Origin of the sequence: Paenibacillus glucanolyticus, from assembly GCF_037333485.1 — a bacterium.
GTDB lineage: Bacteria > Bacillota > Bacilli > Paenibacillales > Paenibacillaceae > Paenibacillus_AQ > Paenibacillus_AQ glucanolyticus.
In genome coordinates, this window is sequence record NZ_CP147845.1 from 3,288,378 (window position 1) to 3,306,040 (window position 17,663).

Below are 17,663 nucleotides of genomic sequence, written 5' to 3' on the forward strand. Positions count from 1 at the left end.
AACGATGAAGCTGTCCATGAAAAGGAAACCGTTTAACGAGTTTTGGATGAACTGCATGCTGAACCAGGCGTTCTCTATTGCGGTGTCGGTGGAGCCCAGCTATAGGGATGCGGCGTATTTGAATATTTACCGTTACTATCCTTGGGAGGCCGCAACGGACAAGGATTTCCGCTACCCCACCATTGACACACTGTATTATATGGACGATCCGGTCAGATTTCCGCTATCGCAGGTGTTTCGCTATACCGAGCCTGGTCATTTCCGCAGCAAGGAAACGGTGCTGGAAGAAATCAGGGCGATGCTTGCGGGCGGACGCAACTTGAGCGTAAACGTCGATCTGTATGACTGGCTGCCGGGCAGTATGGCCTGGAAAACATTCCATTGGTATCATTATTCGCTGTTTAACGGATACGACAAGGAGCGCGGCATCTTCTACGTCATTGACGATACGCTTGCGGGCTACGAGGAGCACGAGGTGCCGGAGGAAAGGCTGCTCAAGGCGTACGGCAACTCGGAATACAACGTGAATCCGGACTATTTGGGGCCTGCCTTCTACGTATACAACCTGCATGAAAAGGTTCAGCCCTACGAGTTGAGGCTGGCTGAAGTGGTGGAAAATGCGGAGCGGCTGGCGAGAGAGCTTGGCAAGTTCTCCATAGAGGGCATGTGGAATGTAGATTCCGAACCGGAGAAGAAGCAAGCTCATTTGACCTATGGCCTTGTCGGCGTCAACATCATTTGCAACCGGCATATCGCCAACGTGTCGCTGCTCCGCTCCATGCGGGAGAAGAACCTCATCGGCGAAGCTCTGTTTGAGTCGCTGTCCGGTCAGCTTGGCGCAGTGAGGGACGGATGGGATCTGGTGAAGGACCGTTTTGTGACAGGAGACTTTGAACGGGGCAGAGAGCTGGCGCTCGCGGATGAATTGTTCGTGAAGGAAAAAGCGTTCTGGACAGCGCTTGTCGCCGGGGCGTAGAGCCCGATTGCGTCAATATGTTACCCGGGAGGCGGGCGTTATTGCGATATCATTAATTTGTTTGCCATATGCTGGTGGCTCCGCACAAGTGTACAAGCGCTGGACGAACCAGCTGCATCCTGACGTGCGTCTGGTACCGGCCGAACTGGCGGGCAGAGGAAGCCGCATGGGCGAGCCGTTCTATGCGGACACGGCGGAGGCCGTGCAGGATTTGCTGCCGCTGGTGCAGAAGACGGCGCTTGGCTCCGATTCATATGCTCTATTCGGCCACAGCATGGGTTGCCTGCTCGGGTATGAGCTGCTGCATGCGCTGCGGGAGGAAGGATTTCCGCTGCCTGTGGCAGTCTTCCTCTCCGGCAGAGGGGCGCCGCATTGTGAGCAGGTGGAGACTCGCCGGATTCATATGCTTCCGGAAGAAGAGTTTCTTGATGAATTGAAACGACTCGGCGGCATGCCGGACGAGCTGTTCCGGCATCGGGAGCTGCTGGATCTGTTTATGCCGATCTTAAGAGCCGACTTCAGACTTGTCGGTGAATACGAGCATCGAATGCGGGCGCAGCTTCCGCTCCGGCTCACCATCTTGAGCGGCAAGGATGACGGTTGCGTCAAAGGCCCGCTCGGTGAATGGGGGCGTTATGCGACGGGAGGGTGCGAGCTGATGCTGTTTGAAGGCGGTCATTTTTTCCTGCATGAGCAGGAACAAGATGTTGTAGCGGTGATAAACAAAATTCTGACCGAGGCGCTTGCCCCGATCTGACCTTGAGGAGCGTGATGAAGATGCTGAACAAACATGCGATATGGTTTCCTGGTCAGGGCTCGCAGCGCGTCGGAATGGGAAGAGCGCTGAGCGAGCGGTATGCGGTTGTCAAGGCAACGATACAGGAAGCGAATGAGGCGCTGGGCATGGGTCTTGATAGCCTGATGTATGAGGGACCGTTGACGGAGCTGACGCGGACGGACAATGCCCAGCCCGCCATTCTCGCGCTTGGCGTGGCGATGTACCGCGTCTACAGCCGGGAATGGGGATACCTGCCTGCGATGGCTGCCGGCCACAGCCTGGGCGAGATTACCGCTTTAACCTGTGCGGGAGCCATAACGTTTCCGGATGCGCTCCGGCTCGTGCGCAGCCGCGGCGAGTTGATGCAAAGGGCCGCCGCGGCAGATGTCGGCGCGATGGCCGCCGTGAATGGGCCGAGTTCCGATGTTGTAGCCAATGTATGTCTGGAAACCAGCGTACGCTGCACGGATGGAAGCCGTATGGTTGTGGTATCGAATATGAATTCAGATTCACAAACGGTGATTTCGGGACACAAAGAGGCCGTCCATGAAGCCTCCGAAAGACTCTTGACCCATGGAGCCGAAGTCATTCCGCTGCAGGTAAGCGCGCCTTTCCATAGTCCGTTAATGGCGCCGGCGGCGGCACAATTTGCCGAAGTGCTGAGCTGCGTCTCGTTTGGAAAAATGGCTTTTCCCGTCGTTTCCTCCTTGACGGGTCTGCCTTACGGGAATACAGCGGAGATTGGGGGTATGCTGGCAAGGGGATTGACAGACCCCGTCAATTGGCAGTCCGTCCTTGCATTTCAGAAGAGCATTGGCATTGCCGCTGCCGTGGAGCTGGGTCCGGGCCATGTATTGAAACGGCTGGCTCCAACAGACGGACAACGCGTATTCGCTTTTGACGACAAAGAGGATGAAGCATACCTGGCTGAAGCAAGTTTGCAAGCGGACGCTTATTCCCTTGAATTGCTTAATCGTTGTCTGGCTATCGCCACTTGCGTCCGCAACCGCAACTGGAACGCAGCCGAATATGAACAAGGCGTCGCTTCTCCTTACCGCGTTGTGCAGCAGTTGGTCGATCGGCTGCGGGAGACAGGAGAGCAAGTGGCGGAGGCACATGTACGACAAGCACTGGTGATGCTGGAATCGGTGTTTCGTACCAAAGGTACGTCCGCCGAAGAGCAGCAGAGGCGGCTTGCAAGGCTGCAAGGTGAGTTCGGCCTGCGCAGCTTGCCAGGGATTTCTCCTGCCGACCGCCCCTACGCGGGCAGTTTATTATAGGAAGGAGTGCGGTCATGGGTGCCCGGCTGGTCAATGATGAGTTGAAACAGGATGGAGCTCGGCGTGGCTCGGAGCTGCCGTCTCCTGTAGAGATTTTGCAGGAATTGATCCGCTTCAATACAACCAATCCGCCGGGCGAGGAAGCCGCATGCATCATGTATATCCGGCAACTGCTTGAGGATGCGGGTATTGAGACGCAGATAGAGGCGCTTGATCCAGCCCGGCCCAATCTGCTGGCGAGGATGAAAGGGAGCGGGGAAGCACCGCGGCTGCTACTGTACGGGCATGTCGATGTCGTTGGCGTCGATAAGCAGGTCTGGAGCCGCGAGCCCTTCGGGGGCGAGATCGAGGGCGGCTTCGTCTGGGGGCGGGGCGCTCTTGATATGAAAGGCGGCGTGGCGATGCTCGTATCGGCTTTCCTCCGCGCGCATGTCCACAAGCTGCCGCTGCGCGGTGATCTCATTCTGGCGATTGTCAGCGATGAGGAAGCAGGGGGCGACTACGGGGCTTCTTTTCTGGTAGAGCGGCATGCCGATTATTTTGCTGGCGTTAAGTATGCGCTTGGCGAATTTGGCGGCTTCACGTTCCATGCGCTGGGGAAAACCTTTTATCCGATTATGGTGGCGGAGAAGCAGCTATGTTGGCTCAAAGCGACAATCCGTGGAGAAGGAGGCCACGGCTCCATGGACAAGTCGGGAGCCGATTGTATGGCGCAACTGGGAAATATGCTTCAATCGCTCAGCAGGAATAAGCTGCCGATCCGTGTGACACCGGCGGCCCGGTTGATGATTGAAGGGATGGCCGCTTCGCTGCCGTTACTGCCAGCGCTGCTGTTGAGAGGAATGCTGCGTCCCCGCTTAAGTGGTCTCATCCTGAAAGTGTTGGGGGAAAAGGGCGGGATGTTCGCCCCGCTTCTGCGTAATACGGTCAGCGCAACCGTCGTTCGAGGCGGGGAGAAAATTAACGTTCATCCAAGCGAAATTACGGTTGAGCTGGATGGCCGAACGCTGCCGGGCGTCACTCCGCAGCAATTCATTGACGAGCTTCGCCGATTCACGATTCCTGATTGCATCGGGCTGGAAGTGCTCCGCCATGATCCATGCGCAGCAGCTCCCGACATGGGGATGTTCGGTTTACTGTCCGATGTGCTGATTGAAGCGGATAAGGAGGCCGTTCCGGTGCCAATGCTGCTGCCCGGAGGAACGGATGGAAGATGGTTTGGTAGGCTCGGCATCCAAACCTACGGCTTCCTGCCAATGCCGCTGCCCAAGGACATGCCGTTTACCAAACTGATTCATGCAGCGGACGAACGTATCCCCATAGAAGCGATTCGGTTCGGTACGGATGCGATTTACCGGGTTCTGGAGCGGTACGGCGTGCAGCCGTGATGCCCTCGAAAACGTATTGAATATTAGCACATTACGTTTTTATTAGCGCTTGAAATGCAAATGAGCATTTCAAGCGCTTTTTGCATATTTCAAGTGTGACGACGGGGAACAATGCAGCCCGCCTCCAAGTCGGCCCTGTACTCTGAGAAGATTAACGGAATTTCAAGATGTAAAAAAGCGGGGACCACTTCGGTGCGGAGTGCTCCCTCGGGTATGTTATACCGAGCAACGTTATTGACAAACCAACTACTACGTGATACTTTATAGAGGTAGTAAGTATGAATTAATACCAGCCATACTAAGTAGCGCTGATTGATTGTTCTGGTTAACCTGACGGTAATGCTCAATCGCCTGCTTGAGGGCCGTTGTTTTTGAAATTATAAACCGCAATAAGTCCTGCGATTTTCAAAAAACGGGAGTTCGTGCCATCAAAAATCGACGAGTCAAAGGAGAGAAATTAATGAATTTCTGGGAAAAAATCACCGGCAGCGACATGACAAAAGAGATGAAAGATTTTGAATCGCGAGTCAAAAAGCTGCCAGCAGATTATCAAGCGGCATGGGAACAAATTAATGCCAATCTTTGGCTGCACTCCGATTTCACTGGTCGCAACCTCATGCCCATTCTTGATGGTGTGCTTGGCCTGCTTGAAGAAACGGCGACGGACGGGCAGCGTGTCCAGGAGGTTTTAGGTGACGATATTCCAGGCTTCTGTTCAGCACTGGCTGGCGGAGAAGGGGCAAAGTCTTTTCGCGACAAGTGGCGCGAGCAACTGAACCATAATATCGCTAAAAAACTAGGCAAATAGGAGGGATAACATGGGAATAAAAGATATGATTGAAGGCAAAAAAGAGTGGCGAGCGCATGTAGCGCGTGTCAAAGCGCTCCCGCGAGAGTATCAGATTGTTTATAAAGAGATCCAAAAATATTTCTTTAAGGTCGGTCCTGTTGAGCTAAGCGAGGGAACGGGTTTGCTCTCGGGGATACTCGATCTTTTTGAAGAGGGCGCGTCCCTGGGGAAAGGCGTGCTCGAAGTGACGGGCACTGACGTAGCGGCTTTCTGCGACGATCTGATTAAAGATTCAAAAACGTACGCAGATATCTATCAAGAAGCTACCAAGGCCACAAAAAAGGCTACGGATTAAAGAAAACTACAAGGGGACACAAGAAGTCTTCAAAACGAGGTTAGACGGAAGCAGCGGGTGTGGAAGAGAATCGAGCTAAAACTGTTCATTGAACGAGAAAGTAATACCGTCTGTAATAGTATATGACATCCTGCTTAAGAACGCCGAGCTCTGATCGACGTTCTTTTTCTATTGTACATAATCCGGTCACGGGCATGTGGCTCCGGTCCACTACTCCAGAAGATTGTTAAAATTGTCTACGTAAGGGTACACATAAGGCGTTTCCGGAGCATCAACCGTTTGAATAAGTTCCCCATCCACTTTCACGACATCAAGATCATTGTAGCTGGTTTTTCCGATGGTTCCCGTTACTCGAACCCAAGTGTCTTTCTGCAAAGTCGCAGCGGCAGCATCCTCAACGATGATCCCGTAGGGGGTGGCGTCCGCAGAACAGCATTGAACAGCCAGCCTGGAGAGGATGAACTGATTGGCGGCCATATCGGGTTCTCGATAGACAAACCCTGTAAGCTCAACCTTTTTTCCTGTCAGAACATCGGCGTAGAGACTGAACGTTGTCAGATATTCCATAAAACCGGTATCACTTACGGTGACAGAAGAAAGTTCGTTGATTTTCTTGCCAAACTCCGCAAATTCCTCTAAATGCTCATGCTCCGGAAACGCTTCACGCTCCATCGGAATGTCTTGTTCAGAATCGGATGAATCCATTTCTTCCGGTGCAACTGACGGAACGTCTTTTGGCAATTCCGCATCCAGTCGAACCGGGGTTAAATTCATTCCTTTTATCGAAGCAACATTGCTGGCCATGATGGTGTTGGGCAGGAGAAAGCCCAGCAGTAACGGAAAGATGAACAATGAATAAATCCCGACATTCGATTTAATTGATTTGGGCGGGCCGCATTGGCAGTCACACATGGCGCTGCGTTTTCGGGCAGTTTGCATGGCCAGGTATGCCTGAGTGCCACTGAGAAGAAATAGCCCGACTGCAGCTAACTGGATAAAGATTTTCATTCTGGGTGCAATATAATACATTAACGTCCCCGTCTTGACGAGATAGACAATAAAACATAAAAAGCAGAGCAGGATGATCGCCCGTATCCAGTAATGGACGGCTTCATTTCGCTGGTGTTCCACTTGATGCACTCCTCCTTTAGAACATCATTTGTCCAAGCGCAATCGAGAGAATAAAGACCGTAACGCTAGTAAGAACGATCAGGAATAAGACAAAGCGCTTGTTGAAGACAGACAGCATCATCAAGGTGCTCTTGAAATCTACCATAGGCCCGAATACCAGGAAACTGATGATAGAGGATGCGGAGAATGTCTGCAGAAAAGAAGAAGCAACAAAAGCATCCGAAGTAGAGCAAATCGACAATATAAAGGCAAATGCCATCATGAACAGATGGGAGCCGAGCTCACCCTGTCCAAGTTGAACGAGAAGTTCTCTAGGGATGAATGACTGAATGGCTGCCGTTATGATGGAACCGATAATCAGATATTTTCCCATGTCAAAAAATTCGTGAGCGGCATGATCCATCATGGAAAAAAATTTGTTCCGAGACGATCCGTCTGAAGAATCATTTGCATGGGAGTGGCTGGCGGTTTGCAGATTCTTCAATGGATTGCCTGAGACAAATTTATAGACGATAAGCCCGATGATCAGACCAACCACCAGAGCCAAGCCCATTCGGGAATAAACAATCTCTGGCTGTAAACGAAAGGCTTGATATGTTGAGGCATAAACGATAGGGTTAACGATCGGTCCAACCAGTATAAAAATAACCCCGATATAAAGAGGCATCCCCATCACCATAAGTCTCCGCACAATTGGGATCATGCCGCACTCACAGACCGGAAAGATAATGCCCAGCGTACAGGCAAATATGAAACCGAGGACCGGATTTTTGGGGCAGAACCGAGCGATCCACCGTTCTGATAGAAACAGCTGCATGAATGATGAGACAAATACACCGATCAGGATATAGGGCAATGCCTCCAATACAATGCTGATGAGCATCGTTTTGAATGTTTGGATTTTGTCCATATCGGGTACAGGCATATTTAAGTTTGAGATGACGTCCGGAAAAAGGGCCACATAGATTATGGCAAGGATGATTACGAGAAATGCCAGATTGAGTCCGGACTTTGATAACCACGTGCGCAAAACAGTACCTCCTATATGTAGACAGCTGCAGGGCAGCTGAGACGGGCAAATAATAAACCGGAGTTCATGCATGCTTCTCCTAATCCGTAATAATTACTATTAAACCATGAATGGCGATCCATTGACAACATCTTTGAGAACACTTGTGAAGATTGTCAGAATGGACTAAAGGCTCTTTGTATGAATTAAGCGCAAGATGAACCGCGTACCCTGTTTCTTGGTGTGCGGTTTTTCTTTATGCTCCGAATTAATGATGAGTAATACCATAAACCGGGAAGTTGACAGATATGAAATTATATCTTAATATGCGTCTAAGGCGTTATTCGTAATAATTACGATTAATGATCACAAAGAGTCAAATGGCTCGGAAAGAAGAGGACATCACCATGCAAAAAGGGATACATCCAACCTTCCAGAAAGTCATATTTCTGGATGCGAGCGTCGGTTATTCATTTCTTAGCGCCTCCACGAAAACTTCCTCAGAAACTATGGAATGGGAAGACGGTCATACCTATCCTGTGATTCGGGTAGATTCGAGTTCTGCGTCACACCCTTTCTTCACAGGCAAACAGAAAAATACTGAAATTGGTGGACGCGTCGATAAGTTCAAGAAACGATTCAGTTATAAAAAGCAGTCGTAAAGCGCTTCCCGATATAACAGTTTGAAGCGTATTTTGCACGCTGTCTTTTTATATTGAGAACGTTTCTTGGGGCATTGGACGAACAAGGGAAGCTTTGATCCAAGTATGGGACTCAAGGGAAGGCACTGTTGTGTTGAAGACTGCACTTGCTGATGGGAGGTTACTTCGTGGACAGCTTTACTCTGAAAAGAATCCGTACCCTTCTGGAAGGTTATATCGGTCTGAAGGTTCCCGCCGAATTAAGGGGAGAAGTACGTTTAACATACCAAATCAGGGAAACAACGATCACATTGTCAGAGGAAAGGCCGGATTGGACGCAGCGTGCCTGGAACGCGACGGAATTTGTTCAATTTCGGCTTGAGGATCATGAATGGCGTGTGTATGGCAAACCCGACGGTGACGAATGGGCTTCATTATCCACAATTGCACCCAGCAGAAATTTTGAAGAGGTGCTGGAGCAGGTTGAGATGGATACCCATGAAGTCATTTGGGTCACATAACCCTGTAAATTTCGATTTATGCAGTGAAGGAGCAGCAGTTGACCATGAGCAAAAGCAATGCAAGCCAGCGTATTCCTCGTGCCAAAGGAATCGATATGGCAGCCGTGTATTCACCTAAAGAGTGCGGAAGAAAGGCCAGGCATCTGATATTGCCTGAATTCAATCAGAGAATTGTGGATGAATTTATAGCCATTTTGGGAATGAGGGAGGAATTTGAGGAGCATCACGTGCCGATCCCTAACCGGGTTGTCATGTACGGTCCCCCCGGAACCGGAAAAACTTTAACGGCCTTTTATATGGCCAACATACTGGAGCTTCCTCTTGTCCTGGTTCGTCTGGATGCCATCATTCATAGTCACCTGGGCGAAACGGGCAGCAACATTCGTAAAATATTCGATTATGCCAACACATTTCCCTGTGTTCTTTTTCTAGATGAGTTTGATGCCATTGCCAGAACGAGGGACAGCAACGATGAAGTGAAGGAGATGGCTCGTGCCGTAAATACTTTGCTGCAATGTCTGGATGACTTCGGGGACAAGAGCATCATTATGGCTGCTACCAATTTGGAGAAGGATTTGGATCCGGCCATATGGCGCAGGTTCGACACAAAGATGACGTATTCGTTGCCGGACTATAAAAGAAGGCAGCATTATATGGAACTCCTGCTCGGAGATTTTCAGTGCGATGAGGCAGCATGGACTGAAGCCTGTGACCAGCTTGAAGGGTGCAGCTTTGCCGATATTGAGCAAATTGTGTTGAAAGCGAAACGAAAAGCTATTATAGAACGTCAACCGCTGCAGGGAAAACATATACAAGATGCTTGCGACGAATATAAGCCTGATGTGGCGACAACTTAACTGGCATGACCCTAATAGAGAACAGAAACAAATCGAAAAAGTGATTGGAAATAAGAAATAGCGGGTTCTTAAATCGTAATCTTTAGACTGAGAAAAACGGTTTTTCTGTCACAAGGAAGGAAGAGAAGGAGATATGATATTGTCTTCCATGCGCGACGTCTTTTTTGGATACGGGGACCAGGCTGTGATTGAACACTTGTCGCTGGATATCCATAGCGGAGAATTTATCGGCATATCCGGTCCCAATGGTGCCGCAAAATCCACCCTGCTGAAATTGATGCTCGGTTTGGCAAAGCCTTGGAGCGGGTCCGTGGTATTCAAGCGAGTGCTGGAGGACGGATCCAAGATATCGGTTGGATATGTGCCGCAGCAAGTAGCCTCATTCAACGCAGGATTTCCCAGTAAAGTGATTGAGCTTGTGCGATCGGGCCGCTACGCGCGCCTCGGTTTGTTCAAACGCTTCACATCCAGAGATCATGAGGTCATTGAGCGCAGTCTGAAGGATGTGGGAATGTGGGAATATCGCAGCCGAAAGATCGGCGAATTGTCGGGAGGTCAGAAGCAGCGGATATGCATCGCGAGAGCCCTGGCCCATGAGCCGCAGGTATTGATCCTTGATGAGCCTACAACAGGGATGGATGTTACGAGTCGTTCGGATCTGTACCGATTATTAAACAATTATGTCAAACAGAAAGGTTATACGGTCATTATGGTTACCCATTCGCTCGAAGAAATCGGTCCATATCTGGACCGTGTTGTCCAATTGGAGCGAGAGGAGAATGAGGGATGGCGATGCTCAGTTACGAATTCATGCAGCGAGCTTTTTGGGCCGGAGGTTTGATCGGCGTTATCGGTCCTGTTCTGGGTGTGTTTTTAATGCTGAGGCGACAGGTGCTTATGGCGGACACACTCTCTCATGTTTCCTTGGCAGGGGTAGCGTTAGGTTCTTTCTTGAAACTGAATCCCGCGCTGAGCGGTTTTGCTATCGCTATCATGGGGGCGCTTGTGATAGAACAGCTTCGTAGAGTTTATCGCACCTACAGCGAGGTTCCGGTCGCCATTATTATGACTTCCGGTCTTGCTCTGGCAGTTGTTCTCATGAGCTTGAATCAAAATCTGAGCAAGAGTTTCAGCTCTTATTTGTTTGGATCGATTGTCGCTGTTAGCGATATGCAACTTCGTCTGATTGCCGTGGTAGCGGCAGTGGGGGTATTGTTTTTTGTCGGTATGCGCCGGCCGCTCTATACCTTTGCTTTTGATGAGGAAACCGCTGCGGTATCCGGTACGCGAGTCTCGCTCCTTTCCTTTTTGTTTGCGGTGTTTACGGGGATGACAGTTGCGGCTGCAATGCCGGTTGTCGGTGTGCTGCTGGTTTCAGCGTTGATTGTGCTACCTGCCTCGATCGCGCTCCGGATTGCGCCGGGCTTTATTGCAGCCATGGGGATTGCCGTCGCTGTTGGCTTGAGCGGTGTTTTTTCGGGGCTTACCGCTTCTTACTATCTGAATACGCCCCCAGGAGGAACGATTGCCCTCATTCTATTAGGCTTCTTAACGATTGCTGTAATCTTTCAGAAATTAATGCAAATACAGAACCGAAGACGGATACAAAAAATAAATAGAAATAGGAGTTATAAAAATTATGAAGAGATTTAAACGCATGTTAACCCTACTATCCCTATCTGCTGTATTGGCTATTGCAGGATGCGGTTCGGGAAATTCGACGGCGGCTAATGAGGGAAGCGCATCTTCCGAAGGCAACCAAGCGGCGGACATTTCCGCCACGGAAACGGCAAAACTTCAAGTTAAAACCAGTTTCTATCCCATGTATGAGTTCACTAGACAGGTAGCGGGCGATCTAGCGGAAGTGGAGAACCTGATTCCTCCGGGTGTGGAAGCGCATGATTGGGAACCGACACCACAGGACATGGCAGGGATTACTGAGGCCGATGTGCTGGTGTATAACGGTGCCGGCATGGAAGGCTGGGTCGATCAGGTTCTGGAAAGCGTTCAGGGCACGGAGTTAACGGTAATTGAGGCAAGCAAGGGAATCGAGATCATGGAAGGATCGGGCCATTCTCATGAGCATGAAGAGGATGCTGATCACAGCCATGACGAGCATGCTCATGAACATGAAGAGGAGGCTGATCACAGCCATGACGAACATGCCCATGAACATGAAGAAGACGGGCATCAGCATGACCATGGTGGACTTGATCCGCATGTGTGGCTCTCCCCTGCCATGGCGGTCCAGCAGGTTCGCAGCATTGAAGCGGGTTTGGCTGAAGCGGCTCCGGAACATAAAGAGGCATTCAAGGCAAACGCGGATGCTTATGTAAGCAAACTGGAGGCATTGGACCAAGAGTTTAGAGATGGGCTGAAGGACGCCAAACGAAAAGATTTCATCACACAGCATGCAGCGTTCGGGTATTTGGCCAGAGAGTATGGATTGACTCAGGTGCCGATTGCAGGTTTATCCCCGGATCAGGAGCCGTCGGCAGCACAAATGGCCGAGGTTATTGAATTTGCCAAGGAGCACGATGTGAAAACCATATTCTTCGAAACCCTGGTGTCATCAAACGTTGCGGAAACTATTGCTTCCGAAATCGGAGCTTCCACGTCGGTCCTTAATCCAATCGAAGGGCTAACCGATGAGGATACCGCAGCCAACCTTGATTACATTGCCATCATGCGTCAGAATCTTGAAGCTTTGCAAAAGGCCTTGAATGAATAGTTACCAACAGAAGGGAGGTGTGTTGGCAAATGGCAAAAAAATCAAAAGTAGTGAAAGAAATGAAAAGACAACAGACGGTAGCTAAATATGCGCAGAAACGCAAGGAATTAAAAGAAAAGGGCGACTATGATGCCCTCCAAAAACTGCCCCGGGACTCTTCCGCGACTCGACTCCATAATCGCTGTGCGATTAGCGGCAGACCAAGAGGTTATATCAGTAAATTCGGTGTATCGCGGATCGTGTTTCGGGAGTTGGCCCATAAGGGGCAAATTCCGGGCATAACGAAGTCCAGCTGGTAATCGTTCCCTGTGAACCGCTATGGACAGAAGAGAAATGACTCCTTATAGATTAAGGGGTCATTTCTTATCATGTGCGAGATTACCGCCTAGCAGAGCAGGTGAAGATACGATTGTTGACAAGTGATAAAACCGGAAGTAATATTAATCGTAATTATTACGAATAAGAAATATAGGTTTGAAAGTTTACCGATCATCGGCTGTTATTGAACGACTTCATGTTTCCAGCAGGGCAGGTGTTTAGTGTGGAGGATAGCAGACAGCTTGATAAATTGATCGATTATCTGGTCGATCAGAGAGTTCGGATAACCACGCAGCGGAGATTTATGCTGGATCTGGTGGTAAGCCTGAACCGCCCATTCTCTGCGATGGAGTTATATCAAGCGATGGAGCAGACCTTTCAAGGTTTGAGTTACGGCACGGTGTATCGAAATCTTGAGCTGTATAAAAACCTGCGCATCATCGAAACGTTTGCGCTGGACAATGAACTTCGTTATCGCTTGATTGATCATGTGCAGCCTCAGCTTCATTTCATTTGTATGGATTGCAAGCAAACGATTCCCATGAGTTTTGATCCTGAGCAAATGCTGCTGCCCGAGCCGCAGCGTTTCCAATCATTGAATTACAAAATCGATGTGTTTGGCTACTGCATGGATTGCCGAGCTTCATCGGAAGAAGGCTTAGAGCAGCCTTAATCAAAAAAAAAGCGGTTTCGCCTTATGGTCTGCTTGATCAAAGATTGACAACCTAAAGCATAAAGGAGTTGTGGAGAATGAGTCATCTGATATTCGAAGATAAGAAAATACCGGTAACGGTACTGAGTGGATATCTGGGGGCAGGAAAAACGACGGTTTTGAATCATGTGCTGAACAATCGAGACGGACTCAGGGTGGCCGTTATCGTGAATGACTTGAGCGAGGTTAACATTGACGCCGGTCTGATCAGGGAAGGCGGTGGACTAAGCAGGACGGAAGAAAAGCTGGTAGAGATGTCCAATGGCTGTATATGCTGCACACTCCGTGATGATCTGCTGTTGGAAGTTGAGAGATTGGCCAGAGAGGGCAGATTCGATTACATACTTATTGAATCCACCGGGATCGGGGAGCCTGTACCGGTTGCTCAAACGTTTACGTACGTAGATGAAGAACAGCAAATCGATCTGTCGAAACTGACTCGTCTGGATTGCATGGTTACCGTAGTGGATGCGTATCATTTCTGGCAGGATTACAACACAAAGGATACATTGCAGGATCGCAATCAGGAAGCGGGAGAAGGTGATACAAGAGGTGTCGTTCATCTGTTGACTGACCAGGTGGAGTTCTGCGACGTGTTGATCATCAACAAGTGCGATATGGTCAGTGAGGAAGAGCTGGCTAACTTGGAAGCTGTTCTTAAAGGATTGCAGCCGCGAGCGAAGATGATTCGCACCACGCACGGCAGAATCGATCCCAAGGAAATTTTGAACACCCGTTTATTTGATTTTGAAGCAGCAAGCCAATCCGCCGGATGGATTCAAGAGCTCCAGAACGAACACCATACGCCTGAAACCGAGGAATATGGAATCTCATCCTTTGTGTATTCACGGAAGGTACCGTTTCATCCGGAACGTCTGCTGCAGTGGATGGGAAAATGGCCCAAGGAAGTGGTTCGCTCCAAGGGGATTTTATGGTTAGCCACGCGAAACCATATGGCAATGACCTTCAGTCAGGCGGGGGTATCACGCCAATTGTCACCGGCAGGCCTATGGGTTGCCGCGTTGTCGGAAGAAGAGAGATTTGCGTATTTTGGCAGCGAATTCGTGAAAACTCCGGACTGGGATGACATCTGGGGAGATCGCGTGAACAAACTGGTGTTTATCGGGGTCAACTCTGACAAGGAAGCCATCACTCGGTCACTGGATCAGGCGCTGCTAACAGACGCAGAGATGGAAAGCGATTGGTCTTTGTTAACAGATCCACTGCCAGCATTGTAGCGCGTGAATAAGCGAATGCATACTAATCTGCATGTCCTGAAGGTTAGTCGTTTTTTGATAAAGAGAGATGAATCATAACCATGATCCGGCAACGGATAACATGATAAAAAGGAGAGTACATCCATGTATTTAACATTCAAGCAACGCAAGAGATTCCCTCGGTTTGTGGCATTAAGCTCAGCTATCATCCTATGTGCATTCATATTGTCAGCTTGTGGGGGGCATGAATCTACAAGCACAGAAGCCGCTCCTCCAAGCAGTGAAACATCTCAAACGGGACAATCGGATTCAAACCTTACACCCATTGAAGAGGATTACATAACGTTTCAGGATTCAACGGGACGAACCATAACTCTTAAGGAACAACCTAAGCGTGTAGTGGTGTTATCGCCTGAATTCCTCGATCTTCTCTATGCCGTGGGGGGGAAGGCGGCAGGGCGAATGGAAGCCTCGGGAGTTTCCATCCCTGAAGAGGCGGAGAGCGTATCATCCGTTGGTACGGTCAGCCAGATTAACCTGGAGCAGGTTGTCGCTTTAAGCCCCGATTTGGTGATTGGACAGCCTCGTTTCCACAAGGAACTTGTCCAGTCTCTTGAAAGCAGCGAAATTCCTGTAGCCTTGATGAGCCTATCCGATTACGAGGACATGAAATCCAAAGCCGAGTGGATGTCTAGGATTGCTGGCACGGAAGAGCAACTGCCGGCGAAGCTGCAGGCATTGGATGACCGCGTGAATGACATTTTGGCTAAGCTGCCCGGTGAATCGCCTACTTTTATCAACCTGAATGTAACTCCTGGCGGGATTTCGATTCAGAAGGATGGCACATCGGGGCTTGAGATCGCTAAAATGCTGGGGCTTACCAATGCAGCCGGGGAGCTGGAAGCCTCACCTAACAGTCCGACGACCTCGCCATACAGCATGGAGACACTTGTGAAGCAAAACCCGGACTATGTTTTTATGATTATCCACGGGCAAAAGGCGGTTGGAGACAAGAAAATTCAAGAGGAATTGGAAAGCAATCCGGCATGGTCTTCTCTGGGGGCTGTCAAGAATCAAAAGGTGATTGTAGTGCCGTCAAATCTGTTTCTTACGAATCCCGGACTGCATTATGATGAAGCATTAGTGTATTTAGCGAAGCTAATTTATCCGGAGATCTTCGGTGATGTTCAATAAAACAACCCGCCCTGTGTGGATCATATTGATCTTTCTGACAGCTGCGATCGCAGCGTGTCTGTTTAGCATTGCCACAGGAGCGGTGATGATCTCTCTGCGAGATATCGTAGACGTTGTTCTGCATCATGATCTTCCAGGCATGAACCGGGACATTATCTGGAACATTCGGCTCCCGAGAACGCTTGTTGCCATGCTGGTAGGCGCCAATCTTGCAGTTTCCGGCGCGCTGCTGCAGGGGGTCATGCGGAATCCGCTCGCAGACCCACATCTTATAGGGGTTTCCAGTGGAGCCGGTTTATTTGGCATTTTCCTGCTGGTCGTTGTTCCACAATATGATCATTTCCTGACACCTGCCGCTTTTATCGGAGCAACCCTGGCTGCCTTCATCATCTACCTGTTGTCCTGGAAAGACGGGGTTAGTCCGCTGAGGATTGTTCTTGCTGGAGTCGCAGTTTCGGCATTTTTGGGATCAGGTATATCCGCGATGCTGACCTTTTACAGTGACCGAGTGCACGGCGCTTTAATCTTCATGGTTGGCGGGCTGGCTGCCAAGAGTTGGCCTGACCTGTCAACGATACTGCCTTATTCGATCATCGGTCTTCTTCTCGCAGTTGCCGGTTCCAAGCAGATGAACATTATGATGCTGGGAGATTCCAACGCACGAAATTTGGGTACTCGAGTGGAGCTTTCTCGGCTCCTGATAACGGCTACGGCTACGCTGCTGGCGGCAAGTGCCGTAAGTATTGCAGGATTACTGGGGTTTGTGGGTCTTATTATTCCCCATATCGCCAGATTGCTTATCGGGGGAGATTATCGAATTCTGATACCGGCATCCGCCCTGTTGGGAGCAGCCGTGCTGACGATTTGCGATACGCTCGCCAGAATCATGTTCTCACCGATTGAGCTTCCGGTAGGAATCATAATGGGTGTATTAGGCGCTCCCTTTTTTCTGTATCTCCTAAGGAGGAAACAAGTTTGAACAGTATCGAGACGGAACAGCTTTCACTCAGGTATCAAGACAAGTTCATTATTGAACAGCTGAATATTTCCTTTGTTGCAGGAGCCGTTCACAGCATTATAGGCCCGAATGGCTGCGGAAAAAGCACGCTCCTGAAATCGCTGGCCCGCCAACTGAAACCGGCTGCAGGTCAAGTTCTGCTGGACAGCAAAGCGCTATCCAACTTGAACAGTCGGGATGTGGCAAGGAAATTATCCTACATGGCACAATCCCAGGATCCGGTGGAGGTGACAGTAAAAGAGTTGGTCGGGTATGGCAGGACGCCTCATCAGCCTTATTGGCATCATACCAGCGAGAAAGACCGCGAAATTACGGAGTGGGCTATCAACGCCGCGGGACTCGCTTCATATCAGGATCGGATGCTCCATACGCTTTCAGGCGGTGAACGACAGAGAGCCTGGATAGCCATGGCACTGGCCCAACAGCCCGGGGTGCTGCTGCTGGATGAGCCGACAACCTATCTGGATATCGCCCATCAGTTGGAAATATTGGAGATGATTAGAGATCTTAATCAAACATTAAAAATGACCATCATTATGGTCATGCATGACATCAACCACGCTGCGTCGTATTCCGACTTTATTCTGGCCATGAAGTCCGGGACGATCGAAGGATTCGGTTCCCCCACGGAGGTATTGACACCGGAACTGCTTAGCCGAGTATTCGGTGTGGTGGCTTCCGTGGAATCCGACACGGTATATAACAAGCCATTTTGCCGGATTACCGGATTAATAGAGAAATAAAGGA

The 17,663-nt window shown here is 49.9% G+C and carries 20 protein-coding genes; 18 read left to right on the forward strand and 2 right to left on the reverse strand.

The genetic code is table 11. From position 1 onward, the window contains the following. The first annotated feature begins 4 nt into the window (after window positions 1-4). The 6 genes from WDY75_RS15560 (at window position 5) to WDY75_RS15585 (ending at window position 5,567) form a co-directional block, all read left to right on the forward strand. Complete coding sequence (locus WDY75_RS15560; RefSeq protein ID WP_063479649.1) at window positions 5-976, forward strand: hypothetical protein; 972 nt, start codon at window positions 5-7, stop codon at window positions 974-976. An 88-nt stretch (window positions 977-1,064) separates the two neighbouring features. After that, entirely contained in the window at window positions 1,065-1,733 is a 669-nt protein-coding gene (locus WDY75_RS15565; RefSeq protein ID WP_006210232.1) for a thioesterase II family protein, read from the forward strand. Window positions 1,734-1,753: 20 nt separating this feature from the next. After that, window positions 1,754-3,034, forward strand: a complete 1,281-nt coding sequence (gene fabD, locus WDY75_RS15570; RefSeq protein WP_063479648.1) for an ACP S-malonyltransferase — start codon at window positions 1,754-1,756, stop codon at window positions 3,032-3,034. A gap of 14 nt (window positions 3,035-3,048) precedes the next feature. Continuing rightward, on the forward strand, window positions 3,049-4,422 hold the full coding sequence (locus tag WDY75_RS15575) for a M20/M25/M40 family metallo-hydrolase (RefSeq protein WP_063479647.1): 1,374 nt from the start codon (window positions 3,049-3,051) through the stop codon (window positions 4,420-4,422). A gap of 460 nt (window positions 4,423-4,882) precedes the next feature. Then, window positions 4,883-5,230 carry a DUF1048 domain-containing protein gene (locus WDY75_RS15580; protein ID WP_036638996.1) on the forward strand — a complete coding sequence of 116 codons (348 nt, stop codon included), beginning with the start codon at window positions 4,883-4,885 and terminating at the stop codon, window positions 5,228-5,230. 10 nt (window positions 5,231-5,240) lie between these two features. Further along, on the forward strand, window positions 5,241-5,567 hold the full coding sequence (locus WDY75_RS15585) for a DUF1048 domain-containing protein (protein WP_006210227.1): 327 nt from the start codon (window positions 5,241-5,243) through the stop codon (window positions 5,565-5,567). A 210-nt stretch (window positions 5,568-5,777) separates the two neighbouring features. Here the strand turns inward: WDY75_RS15585 and WDY75_RS15590 are convergent, their stop codons facing one another. Next, complete coding sequence (locus WDY75_RS15590) at window positions 5,778-6,698, reverse strand: TIGR03943 family putative permease subunit (protein ID WP_006210226.1); 921 nt, start codon at window positions 6,696-6,698, stop codon at window positions 5,778-5,780. Between the two features lie 16 nt (window positions 6,699-6,714). After that, window positions 6,715-7,728: a permease gene (locus WDY75_RS15595; RefSeq protein ID WP_063479646.1), complete on the reverse strand. Its 1,014-nt coding sequence runs from the start codon at window positions 7,726-7,728 to the stop codon at window positions 6,715-6,717. A gap of 386 nt (window positions 7,729-8,114) precedes the next feature. Between WDY75_RS15595 and WDY75_RS15600 the strand changes: the two genes are divergently transcribed. From WDY75_RS15600 to WDY75_RS15655, 12 genes are all read left to right on the forward strand, one after another. After that, window positions 8,115-8,369: a type B 50S ribosomal protein L31 gene (locus tag WDY75_RS15600; protein WP_006210223.1), complete on the forward strand. Its 255-nt coding sequence runs from the start codon at window positions 8,115-8,117 to the stop codon at window positions 8,367-8,369. 167 nt (window positions 8,370-8,536) lie between these two features. Next, a complete protein-coding gene (locus tag WDY75_RS15605; protein WP_051449157.1) occupies window positions 8,537-8,869 on the forward strand; it encodes a DUF3024 domain-containing protein in 333 nt (110 codons plus the stop codon). Window positions 8,870-8,913: 44 nt separating this feature from the next. Then, window positions 8,914-9,726 carry an AAA family ATPase gene (locus WDY75_RS15610; protein WP_063479645.1) on the forward strand — a complete coding sequence of 271 codons (813 nt, stop codon included), beginning with the start codon at window positions 8,914-8,916 and terminating at the stop codon, window positions 9,724-9,726. Window positions 9,727-9,859: 133 nt separating this feature from the next. Beyond that, a complete protein-coding gene (locus tag WDY75_RS15615; RefSeq protein WP_063479644.1) occupies window positions 9,860-10,567 on the forward strand; it encodes a metal ABC transporter ATP-binding protein in 708 nt (235 codons plus the stop codon). After that, complete coding sequence (locus WDY75_RS15620) at window positions 10,513-11,379, forward strand: metal ABC transporter permease (protein ID WP_063479643.1); 867 nt, start codon at window positions 10,513-10,515, stop codon at window positions 11,377-11,379. Before WDY75_RS15615 ends, WDY75_RS15620 begins: the two co-directional genes overlap by 55 nt. Beyond that, the gene (locus WDY75_RS15625; RefSeq protein ID WP_063479642.1) at window positions 11,366-12,457 is read left to right on the forward strand and encodes a metal ABC transporter substrate-binding protein; all 1,092 of its coding nucleotides are present in this window, start codon (window positions 11,366-11,368) and stop codon (window positions 12,455-12,457) included. Before WDY75_RS15620 ends, WDY75_RS15625 begins: the two co-directional genes overlap by 14 nt. Window positions 12,458-12,486: 29 nt before the next feature. Beyond that, window positions 12,487-12,756 (forward strand): 30S ribosomal protein S14, encoded by a 270-nt coding sequence (gene rpsN, locus WDY75_RS15630; protein WP_006210215.1) that lies wholly within the window; start codon window positions 12,487-12,489, stop codon window positions 12,754-12,756. 242 nt (window positions 12,757-12,998) lie between these two features. After that, window positions 12,999-13,448, forward strand: coding sequence for a Fur family transcriptional regulator (locus WDY75_RS15635; RefSeq protein ID WP_006210214.1), 450 nt, complete (start codon window positions 12,999-13,001; stop codon window positions 13,446-13,448). Window positions 13,449-13,525: 77 nt separating this feature from the next. Then, a complete protein-coding gene (locus WDY75_RS15640) occupies window positions 13,526-14,725 on the forward strand; it encodes a GTP-binding protein (RefSeq protein ID WP_006210213.1) in 1,200 nt (399 codons plus the stop codon). Window positions 14,726-14,848: 123 nt separating this feature from the next. Next, complete coding sequence (locus WDY75_RS15645; protein ID WP_006210212.1) at window positions 14,849-15,898, forward strand: ABC transporter substrate-binding protein; 1,050 nt, start codon at window positions 14,849-14,851, stop codon at window positions 15,896-15,898. Then, on the forward strand, window positions 15,888-16,877 hold the full coding sequence (locus WDY75_RS15650; RefSeq protein ID WP_036639019.1) for an iron ABC transporter permease: 990 nt from the start codon (window positions 15,888-15,890) through the stop codon (window positions 16,875-16,877). Before WDY75_RS15645 ends, WDY75_RS15650 begins: the two co-directional genes overlap by 11 nt. Beyond that, window positions 16,874-17,659, forward strand: a complete 786-nt coding sequence (locus tag WDY75_RS15655) for an ABC transporter ATP-binding protein (RefSeq protein ID WP_063479641.1) — start codon at window positions 16,874-16,876, stop codon at window positions 17,657-17,659. The genes WDY75_RS15650 and WDY75_RS15655 overlap by 4 nt, the downstream gene beginning before the upstream one ends. Window positions 17,660-17,663: the final 4 nt, after the last annotated feature.